Annotated in this window: 12 protein-coding genes; 5 read left to right on the top strand and 7 right to left on the bottom strand. The window is 65.9% G+C overall.

Going from position 1 to position 13,183, the window contains the following annotated elements:
- Positions 1 to 74 precede the first annotated feature (74 nt).
- The 4 genes from OC184_RS12355 to OC184_RS12340 all read left to right on the top strand — a co-directional run bounded on the left by OC184_RS12355 (position 75) and on the right by OC184_RS12340 (position 4,177).
- Complete coding sequence (locus tag OC184_RS12355; RefSeq protein ID WP_265507490.1) at positions 75 to 1,244, top strand: sugar phosphate nucleotidyltransferase; 1,170 nt, start codon at positions 75 to 77, stop codon at positions 1,242 to 1,244.
- Positions 1,237 to 3,309, top strand: coding sequence for a glycogen debranching protein GlgX (gene glgX / locus OC184_RS12350; RefSeq protein WP_265507489.1), 2,073 nt, complete (start codon positions 1,237 to 1,239; stop codon positions 3,307 to 3,309). Before OC184_RS12355 ends, glgX begins: the two co-directional genes overlap by 8 nt.
- 37 nt (positions 3,310 to 3,346) lie before the next feature.
- Positions 3,347 to 3,778, top strand: coding sequence for a DUF2934 domain-containing protein (locus OC184_RS12345; RefSeq protein ID WP_265507488.1), 432 nt, complete (start codon positions 3,347 to 3,349; stop codon positions 3,776 to 3,778).
- Positions 3,779 to 3,886: 108 nt separating this feature from the next.
- Positions 3,887 to 4,177 (top strand): hypothetical protein, encoded by a 291-nt coding sequence (locus OC184_RS12340; protein WP_265507487.1) that lies wholly within the window; start codon positions 3,887 to 3,889, stop codon positions 4,175 to 4,177.
- A gap of 6 nt (positions 4,178 to 4,183) precedes the next feature.
- Here OC184_RS12340 and OC184_RS12335 read toward each other — a convergent pair whose 3' ends face one another.
- The 7 genes from OC184_RS12335 to OC184_RS12305 form a co-directional block, all read right to left on the bottom strand.
- A complete protein-coding gene (locus tag OC184_RS12335; RefSeq protein ID WP_265507486.1) occupies positions 4,184 to 5,650 on the bottom strand; it encodes a mannitol dehydrogenase family protein in 1,467 nt (488 codons plus the stop codon).
- 59 nt (positions 5,651 to 5,709) lie between these two features.
- Positions 5,710 to 6,714 (bottom strand): ABC transporter ATP-binding protein, encoded by a 1,005-nt coding sequence (locus tag OC184_RS12330; RefSeq protein ID WP_265507485.1) that lies wholly within the window; start codon positions 6,712 to 6,714, stop codon positions 5,710 to 5,712.
- Positions 6,715 to 6,724: 10 nt separating this feature from the next.
- Positions 6,725 to 7,549 (bottom strand): carbohydrate ABC transporter permease, encoded by an 825-nt coding sequence (locus OC184_RS12325; protein ID WP_265507484.1) that lies wholly within the window; start codon positions 7,547 to 7,549, stop codon positions 6,725 to 6,727.
- A 10-nt stretch (positions 7,550 to 7,559) separates the two neighbouring features.
- Positions 7,560 to 8,429: a carbohydrate ABC transporter permease gene (locus OC184_RS12320; protein WP_265507483.1), complete on the bottom strand. Its 870-nt coding sequence runs from the start codon at positions 8,427 to 8,429 to the stop codon at positions 7,560 to 7,562.
- A gap of 60 nt (positions 8,430 to 8,489) precedes the next feature.
- On the bottom strand, positions 8,490 to 9,815 hold the full coding sequence (locus OC184_RS12315; protein WP_265507482.1) for an ABC transporter substrate-binding protein: 1,326 nt from the start codon (positions 9,813 to 9,815) through the stop codon (positions 8,490 to 8,492).
- Positions 9,816 to 9,943: 128 nt separating this feature from the next.
- A complete protein-coding gene (locus OC184_RS12310; protein ID WP_265507481.1) occupies positions 9,944 to 10,900 on the bottom strand; it encodes a sugar-binding transcriptional regulator in 957 nt (318 codons plus the stop codon).
- Entirely contained in the window at positions 10,897 to 11,556 is a 660-nt protein-coding gene (locus tag OC184_RS12305; protein WP_265507480.1) for an HAD family hydrolase, read from the bottom strand. Before OC184_RS12305 ends, OC184_RS12310 begins: the two co-directional genes overlap by 4 nt.
- A 145-nt stretch (positions 11,557 to 11,701) precedes the next feature.
- Between OC184_RS12305 and OC184_RS12300 the strand changes: the two genes are divergently transcribed.
- Positions 11,702 to 12,715 carry a nucleotidyltransferase family protein gene (locus OC184_RS12300; protein ID WP_265507479.1) on the top strand — a complete coding sequence of 338 codons (1,014 nt, stop codon included), beginning with the start codon at positions 11,702 to 11,704 and terminating at the stop codon, positions 12,713 to 12,715.
- The last annotated feature ends 468 nt before the right edge of the window (positions 12,716 to 13,183 follow it).

Genomic DNA, 13,183 nt, shown 5'->3' with positions numbered 1-13,183 from the left:
CCTGTCGGAGGTTCATCAACGGGCACGCGACTGCGCTTGGCCCTGATCAACCTTCAGCGCCAAAGGAGCTTGCCGTGCCCGCCAAGCATCACCAGTCCGACCTTCGCCCCATCCTGCTTGACGACCGCCACGGCCAGGGCCCCGGTCTGGAATTGGCGACGATCCTGCTGGCGGGCGGCAAGGGCACGCGCCTGCATGAGCTGACGGCCAGCGACAGCAAGCCGGCCGTCCACTTCGCCGGGTCGAACCGCATTGTCGATTTCGCGATGGCGAACGCCGTCCGGTCCGGCATCAGGCGGATGGTTGTGGCGACACAATATGCGCCGGCGACGCTGCACGACCACCTGCCCCTGCGTTGGGGACGGCACTTGGACCGGGGTGGGCTGCAACTGCGGGACGGGCAGGGCCGCTATCTGGGCACTGCTGATGCGCTGCGGCAGAACTGGGCCGAGATCGAGCAGATGAGCGGCGACGAGGTCCTGGTCCTGGCAGCCGACCACGTCTATGACATGGACTATGGTGCGCTGCTGGCCGCGCACCGGACGCACGGCGCCGGTGTCACCGTCGCGGTCGACGTCGTCCCACTGGCCGAGGCCCGCGCCTTCGGCGTCATGCAGGCCGACGCGTCCGGCCGGATCCTGTCGTTCCTCGAAAAACCAAGCGAGCCGCCGGCGATGATCGGCCATCCCGACAGGGCGATGGTGTCGATGGGCATCTATGTCTTCTCGAAGGACTGGCTGCGCCCGGCGCTGTTCGACTCGCCGGTCGAGGCGCTGGACTTCGGCCATGACGTCATCCCCATTGCAGTGGCGCAGGGCGTCGCGGCCGTCTGGCAATTGCCCGCCGGGCCGTCGGGCAAAAGCTACTGGCGCGATGTCGGCACCCTGGATTCGCTGCGAATGGCGCAGCTTGACTTCGTCAACGGACAGCCCGCCCGGCTCCCGCGCGCCGGCGTATCCTCGGACTGGTACCTGGGCCATGGCAGCATCGCGATGCCGGGCGCGATCGTCCCGGTCTCGGCCCGGCTGGAGGCGACCATCGTCGCCCCCGGCGCGCGCGTGCCCGACGGCCTGACGACCGGTCAGGACCCCGAGGAAGACGCCCGCTGGTTCACCCGCAGCCCGGGTGGTACCGTCCTGATCACCCAGCCCATGCTGGACCGCCGCGCCGCCGAACGGCCGACGCGGCTTCCCCTTGCGCCGAAGACGACGCTTTCTTTGAACAGACGAGGACTTCATGCGTGACGCCAGCCGCCCTCCTGCCTTCGACACTTCCGGGGGGCGATCAGACCTTCTTGGGGCCGAGTTCTTCGGGGACGGGACGAACTTCGCCCTGTTTTCCGAAAATGCGACTGCCGTCGAGTTGTGCCTGTTCGACGAGACCGGGAAGAAGGAACTGCACCGCCTGCCGCTGCCCGAGATGGAGGGCGGCATCTGGTTCGGCTTCCTGCCGGGCATCATGCCGGGCCAGGTCTACGGCTATCGCGTCCACGGCCCCTACGAGCCGCACGAAGGCCACCGGTTCAACCCGAACAAGCTGCTTCTGGACCCCTATGCCCGCGAATTGCGCGGAGAGATCATCTGGGACGATGCGCTGCACGGCTATACGATCGGTCAGGACGACCTCAGCTTCGACGAACGCGACAGCGCATCATTCATGCCGAAGGGCGTCGTCGTCGATTCCGAGTTCGACTGGGACAGCGACCGCGCACTGCGCACCGGCTGGAACGAGACCGTCATCTACGAAGGTCACGTCAAGGGCCTGACGCAGCGCCACCCGCGCGTCCCCGAGAACCTGCGCGGCACCTTCCAGGGCCTGGCCACCGATCCGATCATCGAGCATCTGAACGAGATCGGCGTCACCACACTGGAACTGCTGCCGATCCACGCCTTCGCCAACGACCGCTATCTGGTCGAGAAGGGGCTGTCGAACTATTGGGGCTATTCGACGCTGTCCTTCTTCGCGCCGCATGCGCCCTATCTGAAATCCGGCCAGATCCAGGAGGTCAAGGAAGCCATCCGCCGCTTCCACAAGGCCGGAATCGAAGTCATTCTGGATGTCGTCTACAACCACACCTGCGAAGGATCCGAGTTGGGCCAGACGCTGTCCTTCCGAGGCATCGACAATGCGTCCTATTACCTGCTGTCCGATGACAAGCGGCACAGCTTCGACACCACCGGCACCGGCAATACGCTGAACATGGGGCATCCGATGGTGCTGCGCATGGTCATGGACAGCCTGCGGTACTGGGTGCAGGTCATGCATGTCGACGGGTTCCGGTTCGACCTCGCCTCGACCTTGGGTCGCGAGGCCGAGGGGTTCGAACGTGACGGCAGTTTCTTCAACGCGATCCGCCAGGATCCCGTGCTGTCGGGCATCAAGCTGATCGCCGAGCCTTGGGACGTGGGCGACGGCGGCTATCAGGTCGGTGGCTATCGCTGGCCGTTCCGCGAATGGAACGACAAGTTCCGCGACGATACCCGTGCCTTCTGGCGTCGTGATCCGGGATTGCTGGGCCCAATCGCGGAGCGTCTTTACGGCTCGCCCGTGCAGTTCAACCACAGCGAACGTCCGGCGACGTCAAGCGTGAACTTCGTGGCCGCGCATGACGGCTTCACGCTGTGGGATACGGTCAGCTACAACGACAAGCACAACGAAGCGAACGGCGAGGACAACCGCGACGGCCACGGCCACAACCTGTCCGACAACATGGGGGTCGAGGGGCCGTCCGACGACGAGACCGTCGACACCGCCCGCCTGCGCCGCGTGCGAGCCATGCTGGCGACCGTCTTCTTGTCACAGGGCGTGCCGATGATCCTGGCGGGTGACGAATTGGGCCACAGCCAAGGCGGCAACAACAACGCCTATTGCCAGGACAACGAGATCAGCTGGCTGAACTGGGATGCGGGCCGGGCCGACGTCCGTGATGCCGTGCAGGCGCTCGCGGCCTTTCGCGCCGAGGTCGGGCTGTCGCATTCGCGCTTTGCCGCCGGACCCGAGGATGCGCAGCCCGGCCAGCCGATCAGCCGCTGGCTGCATCCGCGCGGCGAGGACATGGCGGAAGGCGATTGGACGGATGGTGAGCAGCGCTGCCTGGGCCTGATGCTCGAATCCGAGGATATGCCCCGCGTGCTGATCATCGTGAATGCCGGCGATGACCTCGACTTTACACTTCCTGAGGGAAAGTGGCAGCGTCGTATCGACACGGCCGAAGCCGTCGTCGCCTGTGACGATCCGGTGGAGGGCACGCTCTCGCTGGCTTGGCAGAGCGTGGTGGCGCTGGTCCAGGCGCGGCAGGAACAAGCCTGACCGAAAATGGTTCGGCAGTAAGGACATGGAGGATCGTATGGACAGAAACGAACGTATCAGGGCCCGCGCCCACGAGATCTGGGAAAGCGAAGGCAGGCCGGAGGGCCGCGAGTCCGAGCACTGGATGCGGGCCGAGGCCGAGATCAGCGACGAAGAGGTCGCCGAAGGTCCGCAGGGCGCCGTGACACTGCGCGATGCCGGCGCCGATGTCGACGGAACCGAAGTTTCCCCGGAAGAGGCTGGCGTGACGTCGATCGACAATCCGGTCGAGACCGACGACAGGATCGCCGCCGAGCGGTCGGACATGGCCTCGGGCGACCTGGACGCGACACCGCCGGTGGATAACGATACCGCCGCCGAAGCCGCCGCCCCCAAGAAGCGGACACGCGCCACCAAGCCGCGCGCAGCCAAACCCGCGGCAGACAAGCCCGCCGCCAAGCCGCGCGCCAAGCGCACCCCCAAGGAATAACACCCCGGAACCCGGCGTCGCCGTCGGACGCCGGGTCCCCGCCTGCTGGAACAAAAGGCCGCCTGCCTTGTTCACTGCGCCATGTCACGCAGCAGCAGGGGCTTCATCATGACAGCCGATCATCACGACCAAGGACCAGACGGTGACCGCCAGCGCCTTGGCGTCCACGGCAGCCACGGACCTGTCGACACGTCGAGCGGCGATCCAGTCACGCCCGGACAGGCCCAAGTGGGCGAGGCCGGCCGGGAACATGCGGCCGGCGAAAACGACACGGCAAGCGAAGCCAGCTATTACCGCGCGACTCAGAAGACCGGGGCGCGGCTGGCACTGGGCACCATTGCCGTTCCGGTCGTCCTCATCGTCATCGTCGCCATCGCGATGATCCTGCTGCGCCCGTAGGCCAGCTCAGCCGACATAGGCCACCAGGGTTGCCCGCACGCCGTTGTCGTGCAGCGAGCGCAAGGCATCGGCGAAGGCAGCCGCCAGCGTGGCATCGCTGCCCAGATCGCCGAACACGGTGCGGTTGTCCAGGAAGGCTTTCGGGTTGTCTCGCGCCGCCAGGGCATGCGCCTTCAGCACGGCATGGTTGTCGTCGTTCGGCGCGATCTCGGCCCCGGCCTCGGTCGTGCCCTCGCAGTACCGGCACCACAGCGCCAGTTCCAGCGCCAGCCCGTCGATCGACCCGCCACTAGCCAGCCGGTCACGCAGCGTCGGCAGGATGAATTTGGGCTGGCGGTTCGACCCGTCCAGGCACAGCCGCGGGATCGTGTCGCCGATCTGCGGGTTCGAAAAGCGCGCCACGATCAGGTCTAGGTAATCGTCGTAGCTGACGCCGGAAATCGGCTGCAGCGTCGGGATGATCTCTTTCGTCTCGACCGCGCGCAGCCAGGCGGCGATCTGGTCATCGGCCATTGCGTCGTGGACGAAGTGGTGCCCAAGCAGCGCAGAAGCATAAGCGATGGCCGCATGCCCGCCGTTCAGGATCCGCAGCTTCATCAGCTCGTGCCGGGTGACGTCCTCGACGAATTCGACACCGACGGTTTCCAAGGCGGGACGGCCCTGCGGGAAACGGTCCTCCAGCACCCACTGCCGGAACGGTTCGCAGACGACCGGCGCGGCATCGCTGATGCCGAAGCGGTCGCGCACCAGCGTCCGCTCTCGGTCCGAGGTGGCGGGCGTGATGCAGTCCACCATGCCGCTTGGAAAGACCACGTTGGCGGCGACCCAGTCTGCGAAGGCCGGATCGAACAGCCGCGCCAATCCCGTGACCGTGCGCGCGCAGACATGGCCGTTCTCCGGCAGGTTATCGCAGGACAGGACGGTGAAGGGCGGCACGCCAGCCGCCTGCCGGTTGCGAAGCGCGGCCAGGATCATCCCGAAGACGCTGCGCGGCGCGTCGGGATGGGCGGCGTCGTGGACCATGTCGTCATGCGTCGCGTTGAAGTCATCGGTCTTGGCGTCGACGTAGTATCCGCCTTCGGTGATCGTCATCGAGACGATGCGGATGCGCGGGTCCGACATGGCCGCGATGGTGGCGGCCGGGTCCACCTCGACGAAGTCGATCATCGATCCCAGGACCTGCGCCGACAGGCCCTTAGGGTCCAGCTCCACCAAGGTCGTGAGCCAATCCTGCGCCTGCAGCCGGTCGCGCATCGCCGCATCCCCCGGACGCACGCCGGCGCCGATCAGCGCCCAGTCATGGCCCCGGCCCGACTGGAACAGCCGGTCCAGGTACCAGGCCATGTGGGCGCGGTGAAAATTGCCGACGCCCACATGCAGGATGCCGGGGGTCAACGCGGCGCGGTCATAGGCCGGTCGCGCGACATCTTCGGACAGGTGGGGCAGGGCGGCTTGCGTCAGCGGCGTGGCCATGGTCGGACCTTTCGTCAGGGTGCCCCGGCGGCTGGCGCAGGGGCTGGAACGGGGATGTGTCAGGCGATCCGGTCGCCGTTTGCGTCGAAGCGGTGCATCTGCGCAATGTCGGGGCTGAGCCAGACGGTGTCGCCGTGGTGCAGGTCGATGTCGCCGCCGGCGCGGACGGTGATCGTCTCGGCGAGGCCGGTGTCCTCGACATAGAAGAACGTGTCGCTGCCCAGGTGCTCGCTGACGCCGATGCGGCCCTTCCACTTGCCCTCGGTTCCCGACACGGCGATGTGTTCGGGACGCACGCCGATGGTCGTGGCGTCGTATTCGGCCGCGGCTGGACCGTCGATCAGGTTCATCCGGGGGCTGCCGATGAAGCCTGCGACGAACAGGTTCCGGGGCGCGCGATAAAGCTCCATCGGGCTGCCGACCTGCTCGATCCGGCCGGCCTGAAGGACGACGATCTTGTCGGCCATGGTCATCGCCTCGACCTGGTCGTGCGTGACATAGATCATCGTCGTTTCAAGCCGGTTGTGCAGTTCGCTGATCTCCAGCCGCATGCCGACGCGCAGCGCGGCATCCAGGTTCGACAACGGCTCGTCAAAGAGGAACGCCGAGGGTTCGCGGACGATGGCGCGGCCGATGGCCACCCGCTGGCGCTGGCCGCCGGACAGCTGGCCCGGTTTGCGATCCAGATAGTTGGTCAGGTTCAGCGCCTTGGCCGCAGACTCGATCCGGCGGTCCTGTTCGTCCTGCGGCACCCCCGCCATGCGCATCGGAAAGGCGATGTTCTTCCTGACCGACATGTGCGGATAGAGCGCATAGGACTGGAACACCATCGCCAGACCCCGTTTGGCCGGCGGGGTCGAGGTCGCGTCCTGACCGTCGATCAGGATGCGCCCGCCGGATGTATCCTCAAGCCCTGCGATCAGGCGCAGAAGCGTGGACTTGCCGCAGCCCGACGGGCCCACGAAGACGACGAATTCGCCGTCGTTGATGTCCAGGTTCAGGGGCGGGATGACCTCGACATCTCCGAACCGCTTGGTCACGTTTTCCAGGGTGATGCGTCCCATGGTCGTCCCCTTATTTCACCGCGCCGAAGGTCAGGCCGCGGACAAGTTGCTTCTGGCTGAACCAGCCCAAAATCAGGATCGGCGCGATGGCCAGGACCGACGCCGCCGACAGCTTGGCCCAGAACAGCCCCTGCGGGCTGGAGAAGCTGGCGATGAAGGCCGACAGCGGCGCCGCGTTGGTCGTGGTCAGCTGGATGGTCCAGAACGCCTCGTTCCAGGCCAGGATCACGTTCAACAGCAGCGTCGAGGCGATGCCGGGCACCGCCATCGGCGTCAGCACGTGCACGATCTCGTCGCGCAGGGTGGCACCGTCCATCCGCGCGGCTTCCAGGATCTCTCCGGGGATCTCGCGGAAATAGGTATAGAGCATCCAGACCACGATCGGCAGGTTGATCAGCATCAGCATGACGGTCAGGCCGATGCGCGTGTCCATCAGGCCAGTGCGGAGGAAGATCAGATAGATCGGCACCAGCACGGCGACGGCGGGCATCATCTTGGTGGAAAGCATCCACATCAGGATGTCCTTGGTTCGCTTCGTGGGCGAAAAGGCCATCGCCCAGGCCGCCGGGATCGCCACGATCAGCGCCAGAAGCGTCGAGCCGAGCGACAAGATTACCGAGTTGGTAAAGGGCTTCCAGTAATCGTTCTGCGTCTGGACGGCGCGGAAGCTTTCCAGCGTGAATGACGGGATCAGGTCGAAGCCGGCGATGGCCTCTTGCTCGGACTTGAGGCTGGTGATGATCGTGTAGAGGATCGGGAAGAAGATCAGCAGCGCGACGATCCAGGCGGCGACGGTATAGCCGACCTTGGCGCGGGACGAGACGGCACGGGCCATGTGATGCTCCTCAGTCCAGGTTCTTGCCGACGGCGCGCATCAGGAAGATGGCGACCAAGTTGGCCAGGATGACCGCGATGATGCCCCCGGCGGCGGCACCGCCGATGTCGAAGTTCAGCCGCGCGGCGCGATAGATCAGGTAGGTCAGGTTGGTCGAGGCGTTGCCCGGCCCGCCGTTCGTGGTCACCAGGATCTCGGCATAGATGCCCAGCAGGAAGATGGTCTGGATCAGGATCACCACGGTGATCGCGCGCGCCATGTGCGGCAGAGTCAGGTGGATGAAGCGCGATAGCGCGCTGGCGCCGTCCATTTCCGCCGCCTCCATCTGTTCGCCGTCCAGCGACTGCAGCGAGGTCAGCAGGATCAGCGTCGCGAAGGGCAGCCATTGCCAGGCGACGATGACGATGATCGAGGTCAGCGGAAACTGTGCGAACCAGTCCACCGGCTGCATGCCCAGCACCTGCGCCAAGTCGGCGAAGACGCCGTATGACGGATGCATGATCATGTTCTTCCAGATCAGCGCGGCCACCGGCGGCATGACGAAGAACGGAGAGATGATGAGGATGCGCACGATCCCCTGGCCCCAGATCGGCTTGTCGATCAGCAGCGCAATGGCGATGCCGCCCACCACGGTGATGACCAGCACACCCAGCACCAGCACCAGCGTGTTGCGGATCGCGTCGAAGAAGGCCGGATCGGTGTAGAAATAGCGATAGTTGAACCAGCCCGCCCAACTGGTCCCGGCCGGGTTCAGCAGGTTGTAGTTCAGGAAAGAGTAATAGAGCGTCATCCCCAACGGGACGATCATCCAGATCAGCAGCAGGATGATGGCGGGTGCGCGCATCAGGCGCGCAAGACTTGCGGTCTGGCGGGTGGCCATGGCTTGCGTCCTTGCGGTGGGGAAGGTGCGCCGCCCCGTCAGGGCGGCGCTAGGCGCGGCTTACTTGGGATAGCCCGCGCGGGCCATTTCACGCGCGGTCGCGGACTGCGCCGAGGCCAGCGCGTCTTCCGCCGACATCTGGCCCGCCAGCGCGGCCGAGAATGTCTGCCCGACCATCGTGCCGATACCTTGGAATTCGGGGATCGCGACGAACTGGCCGCCGGTGTAGGGGATGTCCTGGACCGACGATTTCTGCGTATCCGCCGCATTGATCGAATTCAGGGTCATCGCGGCGAAGGGCGCGGCTTCCTGGTATTCCGGGTTCTCATAAAGCGAGGTCCGCGTGCCCGGAGGGGCGGCGCGCCAGCCCTCGGCCTCGGCCACCATGTCGGTGTATTCCTTGCTGGTCGCCCAGGCCACGAAGGTCTTGGCTGCGTCCTGCTTCTGGCTGGACGCGGGGATGGCCAAGTTCCAGGCCCACAGCCAGTTGCCGTGGTTGTCGACGCCTTCCTTGTTCGGGAACTGCGCGAAGCCGACGCTGTCGGCGACCGTCGAATCCTCGGGGTCGGTCACGAAGCTGGCGGCGACGGTGGCGTCGATCCACATGCCGCACTTGCCCTGCTGGAACAGCGACAGGTTCTCGTTGAAGCCATTCGACGACGCGCCCGGAGGCCCGTATTCGTTCATCAGCGTCAGATAGTCAGTCAGCGCCTCGTTCCATTCGGGGCTGTCGAACTGCGGGTTCCAGTCGGTGTCGAACCAGCGCGCACCATAGCTGTTGGCCATGGCGGTCAGGAAGGCCATGTTCTCGCCCCAGCCCGGCTTGCCGCGCAGGCAGATGCCATAGACCTCGTTTTCCTTGTCGGTCATCGCCTCGGCGGCGGCCTTGATGTCGGTCCAGGTCGGATTGTCGGGAATGGTCACGCCCGCGGCCTCGGCCAGGTCGGTGCGGTACATCACCATCGCCGATTCGGCATAGAAGGGCGCAGCATAGAGCGTGCCGTCCACTGAAAGCGCCTCGCGCACGGCGGGGACAAGGTCATCGACGTCGTATTCGGCGGGCAGGTCGTCCAGCGGCGTCAGCCAGCCTTGGCGCGCCCAGATGGGAACCTCATAGGTGCCGATGGTCAGCACGTCGTACTGCCCGCCATTCGTCGCGATGTCGGTCGTCACGCGTTCCCGCAGGATGTTCTCCTCGAGGGTGACCCATTCCAGCGCGATGTTCGGGTTCTTGTCGGTGAAGTCCTGCGTCAGCGACTGCATCCGGATCATGTCGCCGTTGTTCACGGTGGCGATGGTCAGCGTCACGGGATCCTGCGCGGCGGCCGCGCCGCCCACGGCGCACAGGGCCGTAGCGCCCAGAAGGGCGCGGAAAGTCGAGTTCATGATGTCCTCCCTTGCCGGTTGGGCATTTGCCCCGCCGATGGGCATATCTTCGCGCGACATTGCGAATCTGTCAACGATTAGCCGCGGCCTGATGTTCCCATCATGCTAAGCCGCTGACGACGCGATAATTATGCCAGCAGGCGCTCGGCCGTGGCTTCCGACGTGATCAGCCCGTTGATCAGCCGCCCTGCCAGAGCCGCCCGAATCGCCGGCAGCTTGGTCAGACCCGAGGCCACCGCCACCATGGGGCGGTCCGAGTCATGCGGCAACGGCGCCGAGGCGACGCGGCGATTGAACGCGCAGTCGATGATGCGCCCTTGCTGATCATAGACCCAGCTGGTGATCTCTCCCACGGCGCCGGCCTGGGCCAGCTCGTCCATCTCGGCCTGGGAGAGGAAGCCATCGACGTGCAGCGGCGCGGTCATGTCCATTTGGCCGATGCCCACCAGCGACAGGTCGGCCTTCGCGCACAGCTCGATCGTGTTGCGGGCCGCCTGCTGCTGCTGCATGGCCGACAGCTCTTGCGCGCTGCTGGCCAGGACGGGCAGGGGATAGGGGAAATGCGGCGCACCGATCCGTTCGGCCAGGCGGATGGTCGCGTTGTAAGGCGTGGCCGAGCCGTCGGCCATCATGTTTCCCAGGCGGGACACGACGACATGCTGCGGGCAGGACATGATCGGCAGCTGCTCAACCATGGCGCGCAGGTTCCGGCCGGTGCCCAGGCTGACGATCCGCCGGTCCGGCGATTTCAGCACGCGTTCCAGCTCGGCCGCCGCGGCGATGGCGATGCCGGTCAGAAGGTCGGGCGCTTCGGGGTCCGAAGGCGCGACCTCGCAGATGTCCAGGTTGAAGCGGTCGCGCAGCGCGGCGGCCAGGTCCATGCAGCGGCCGATGGGATGGTCCAGGCGGACCTTGACCAAGCGTTCGCTGATGGCCATCGCCACCAGCCGCTGCGCGGTCTGCCGGCTGACGCCCATCTTGCGGGCAATTTCGTCCTGCGTGTTCCCCGCGACATAGTAAAGCCAGCCGGCACGGGCCGCGTCGTCCAGCCGCGTCGATTCCGGCGTGAAGCGGTTTTGGCTCATGCCGCGTCCCTCTCGACCGACGCCAGAAGGGCAGGAAACTCGCACCAGTCGGCGAAGCTGCGTGCGCCGTCGGGCGCGGCGTGACCGGCCAGATGCGCGCCGCCGGCATAGTGCAGCGCCCGCATCCCGGCTGCGCGGGCGGCCTGCAGGCCCGGCACGCTGTCCTCGATCACCAGTGCATGATCCGGGGCGCACCCCATTTTCGCGGCGGCAAACTGGAACAGGTCCGGCGCGGGCTTGCCCTGCACGACCTGGCTGGCGGTAAAGACATGGGGGCCAAAGCGGTCGGTCAGTCCCAGCAGCTGCAGCGTTCGGGCGACGCGGGGCGGGCTGGACGAGGTCGCGACGCAGACCGGCCGCGTCAGCGCCTTGAGCACCTGACCGATCCCGGGTGTCGGGGCAAGGTCGATCGCAAAACGGTCCAGCAGGCGGGTGCGATAGCCGGCCTCGAAATCGTCGGGCAGGGCGCGGGCGAAGCGGTCGCGGATGCTGGCGGCGACGGTGGGGAAGCTGCGGCCAAGAAAATCGCGCCGGACGTCATCCAGCGTGATGTCGATCCCAAGCTGCGCCAACTGGTCGATCAGCACCTCGGCCGACAGGATTTCGCTGTCGGCGATCACGCCATCGCAGTCAAAGATGATCAGGTCGATCCGCATGCGTCAGGCCCCTTCAAGACCGGCAGGCATACTCCCGAATCGCGCTGCGGGAAATAGCCGAGGCGCATACGTCCCTTGTTCAACAGACTTGCCGATTGTTGAACATCACAGTATTCAACGGACATTCCGATTGTTGAACATAGCCATGCCGAAACGCCACTCCGCCCTTGCCCATGCCGCCTACCACGACCTTCTGCGCTCCCTTCGGGACGAAGGGTTGCGCGACCTGCGAGGCACGCCGACGCTGGTCCAGCGCAATGGCCGCGGCTACTGGTATGACAGCTTTCGTGTCGGGTCCGAGGTTCGCAAGCATTATCTGGGCGAGGACCGCCCCGAGCTGACGGCCCGCATGGTCGCCCTGCGGGACGACCGCGCGCCCGCCCAACAGCGCCGCCGCGACCGGGCGCGGCTTGTCCGACTGCTGCGGGCCGAGGGTTTCCTGGGGCTGGATCCGACCAACGGCAGCCTGATGGCGGCACTGGCCGGGGCGGGGGTCTTTCGCCTTGGCGGCACCGTCGTCGGCACCCACGCCTTCCGCCTTTACGAGGGCGAGCTGAACCTGCGCCTGTCGCTGGAGCAGACGGCGCAAACCGACGACCTGGACATCGCCAGCTTCGAAAGGCTGTCGCTGGCGCTGGAGGACGCGGCGGCGCCGCCGGTCCAGCAGGTGCTGGCCGATTTCGACTTCGCCCCGGCTCCCAGCCTGCAGCCGGGTCGCACCTGGCGTTGGCGCCAGACCTCTGGCAACGCCCTGGTCGAGTTCCTGACCCCCGCCTTTGGCGAGGAGGGGCTGCGCGACCTGCCCGCGCTTGGGGTGCAGGCGCAGGCGCTGCATCACCTGAACTATCTGATCGCCGATCCCATTCCGGCCGCAGTCGCCTATCGCGGCGGGGTTCTGGTGCAGGTGCCGCGGCCCGAGCGTTTCGCCATCCACAAGCTGATCGTCGCCGACCGCAGGCGCGCTGAGGATCGGATGAAATCGGCCAAGGACCGCGCGCAGGCGGCCTATCTGATCGAAGCGCTGGTCGAGGATCGTCCCGACGACCTGGCCGAGGCGCTGGAGGATGCGCGCGCCCGCGGGCCGCGCTGGCGCGAGCGGATCGAGGCCAGCCTGTCGCGGATGCCGGAAACAGCCGCGTTGCTGACCGCGCTTATCTAATCAAGACAACGAGTTTTGTTCACAAAGTAGAGCCACCGACCGGTACGGCCTAAATGCCGGTCGGTGGCGGGGTCTGATCGAGATCGCACTGGTTACATGAAACCGTCCTAGCGTGTGATTGCCCGCCCCTCCGAGCTGACCTGAACGAATACAAGGGGTCGTGCCTTGCATGAAAACAAGGGGATAAAGAATAATGGCTGCGAGATCGGTAGTGTTTATACTACAAAGCTGCACTTCGACGCTCAACGTTACTCTAGCGGCGGAAGTAATCGCTTTGAGAGTGCTGACAAGGGGCGAAGGTCTTTCGGCAAAAAGGCTGAAAAGCCGACAATCGGTCGTGGTCGCGTTCGGCGTTGTTGCAAAACTCCAGCCTGCCGCGGGATTCACGTGGGCTGGCTGGTAGGGTAAGCGTGTATGCATGAGCAACCCTGAGGCTGTACGCTACCGCACGACGAACTGGAAGTCCTA

The sequence above is a fragment of the Paracoccus rhizosphaerae genome (assembly GCF_026162645.1).
GTDB classification, from domain to species: Bacteria; Pseudomonadota; Alphaproteobacteria; order Rhodobacterales; family Rhodobacteraceae; genus Paracoccus; species Paracoccus rhizosphaerae.
This window is presented reverse-complemented; position numbering and strand designations above follow the sequence as displayed.

Excerpts from the sequence above, each read along its gene's own strand:
- OC184_RS12345 (WP_265507488.1), top strand. The coding sequence starts at position 3,347 with ATGGACAGAAACGAACGTATCAGGGCCCGCGCCCACGAGATCTGGGAA.
- OC184_RS12330 (WP_265507485.1), bottom strand. The coding sequence starts at position 6,714 with ATGGGACGCATCACCCTGGAAAACGTGACCAAGCGGTTCGGAGATGTC.
- OC184_RS12310 (WP_265507481.1), bottom strand. The coding sequence starts at position 10,900 with ATGAGCCAAAACCGCTTCACGCCGGAATCGACGCGGCTGGACGACGCG.
- OC184_RS12320 (WP_265507483.1), bottom strand. The coding sequence starts at position 8,429 with ATGGCCACCCGCCAGACCGCAAGTCTTGCGCGCCTGATGCGCGCACCC.
- OC184_RS12340 (WP_265507487.1), top strand. The coding sequence starts at position 3,887 with ATGACAGCCGATCATCACGACCAAGGACCAGACGGTGACCGCCAGCGC.
- OC184_RS12305 (WP_265507480.1), bottom strand. The coding sequence starts at position 11,556 with ATGCGGATCGACCTGATCATCTTTGACTGCGATGGCGTGATCGCCGAC.
- OC184_RS12300 (WP_265507479.1), top strand. The coding sequence starts at position 11,702 with ATGCCGAAACGCCACTCCGCCCTTGCCCATGCCGCCTACCACGACCTT.
- OC184_RS12325 (WP_265507484.1), bottom strand. The coding sequence starts at position 7,549 with ATGGCCCGTGCCGTCTCGTCCCGCGCCAAGGTCGGCTATACCGTCGCC.
- OC184_RS12315 (WP_265507482.1), bottom strand. The coding sequence starts at position 9,815 with ATGAACTCGACTTTCCGCGCCCTTCTGGGCGCTACGGCCCTGTGCGCC.
- glgX (WP_265507489.1), top strand. The coding sequence starts at position 1,237 with ATGCGTGACGCCAGCCGCCCTCCTGCCTTCGACACTTCCGGGGGGCGA.
- OC184_RS12335 (WP_265507486.1), bottom strand. The coding sequence starts at position 5,650 with ATGGCCACGCCGCTGACGCAAGCCGCCCTGCCCCACCTGTCCGAAGAT.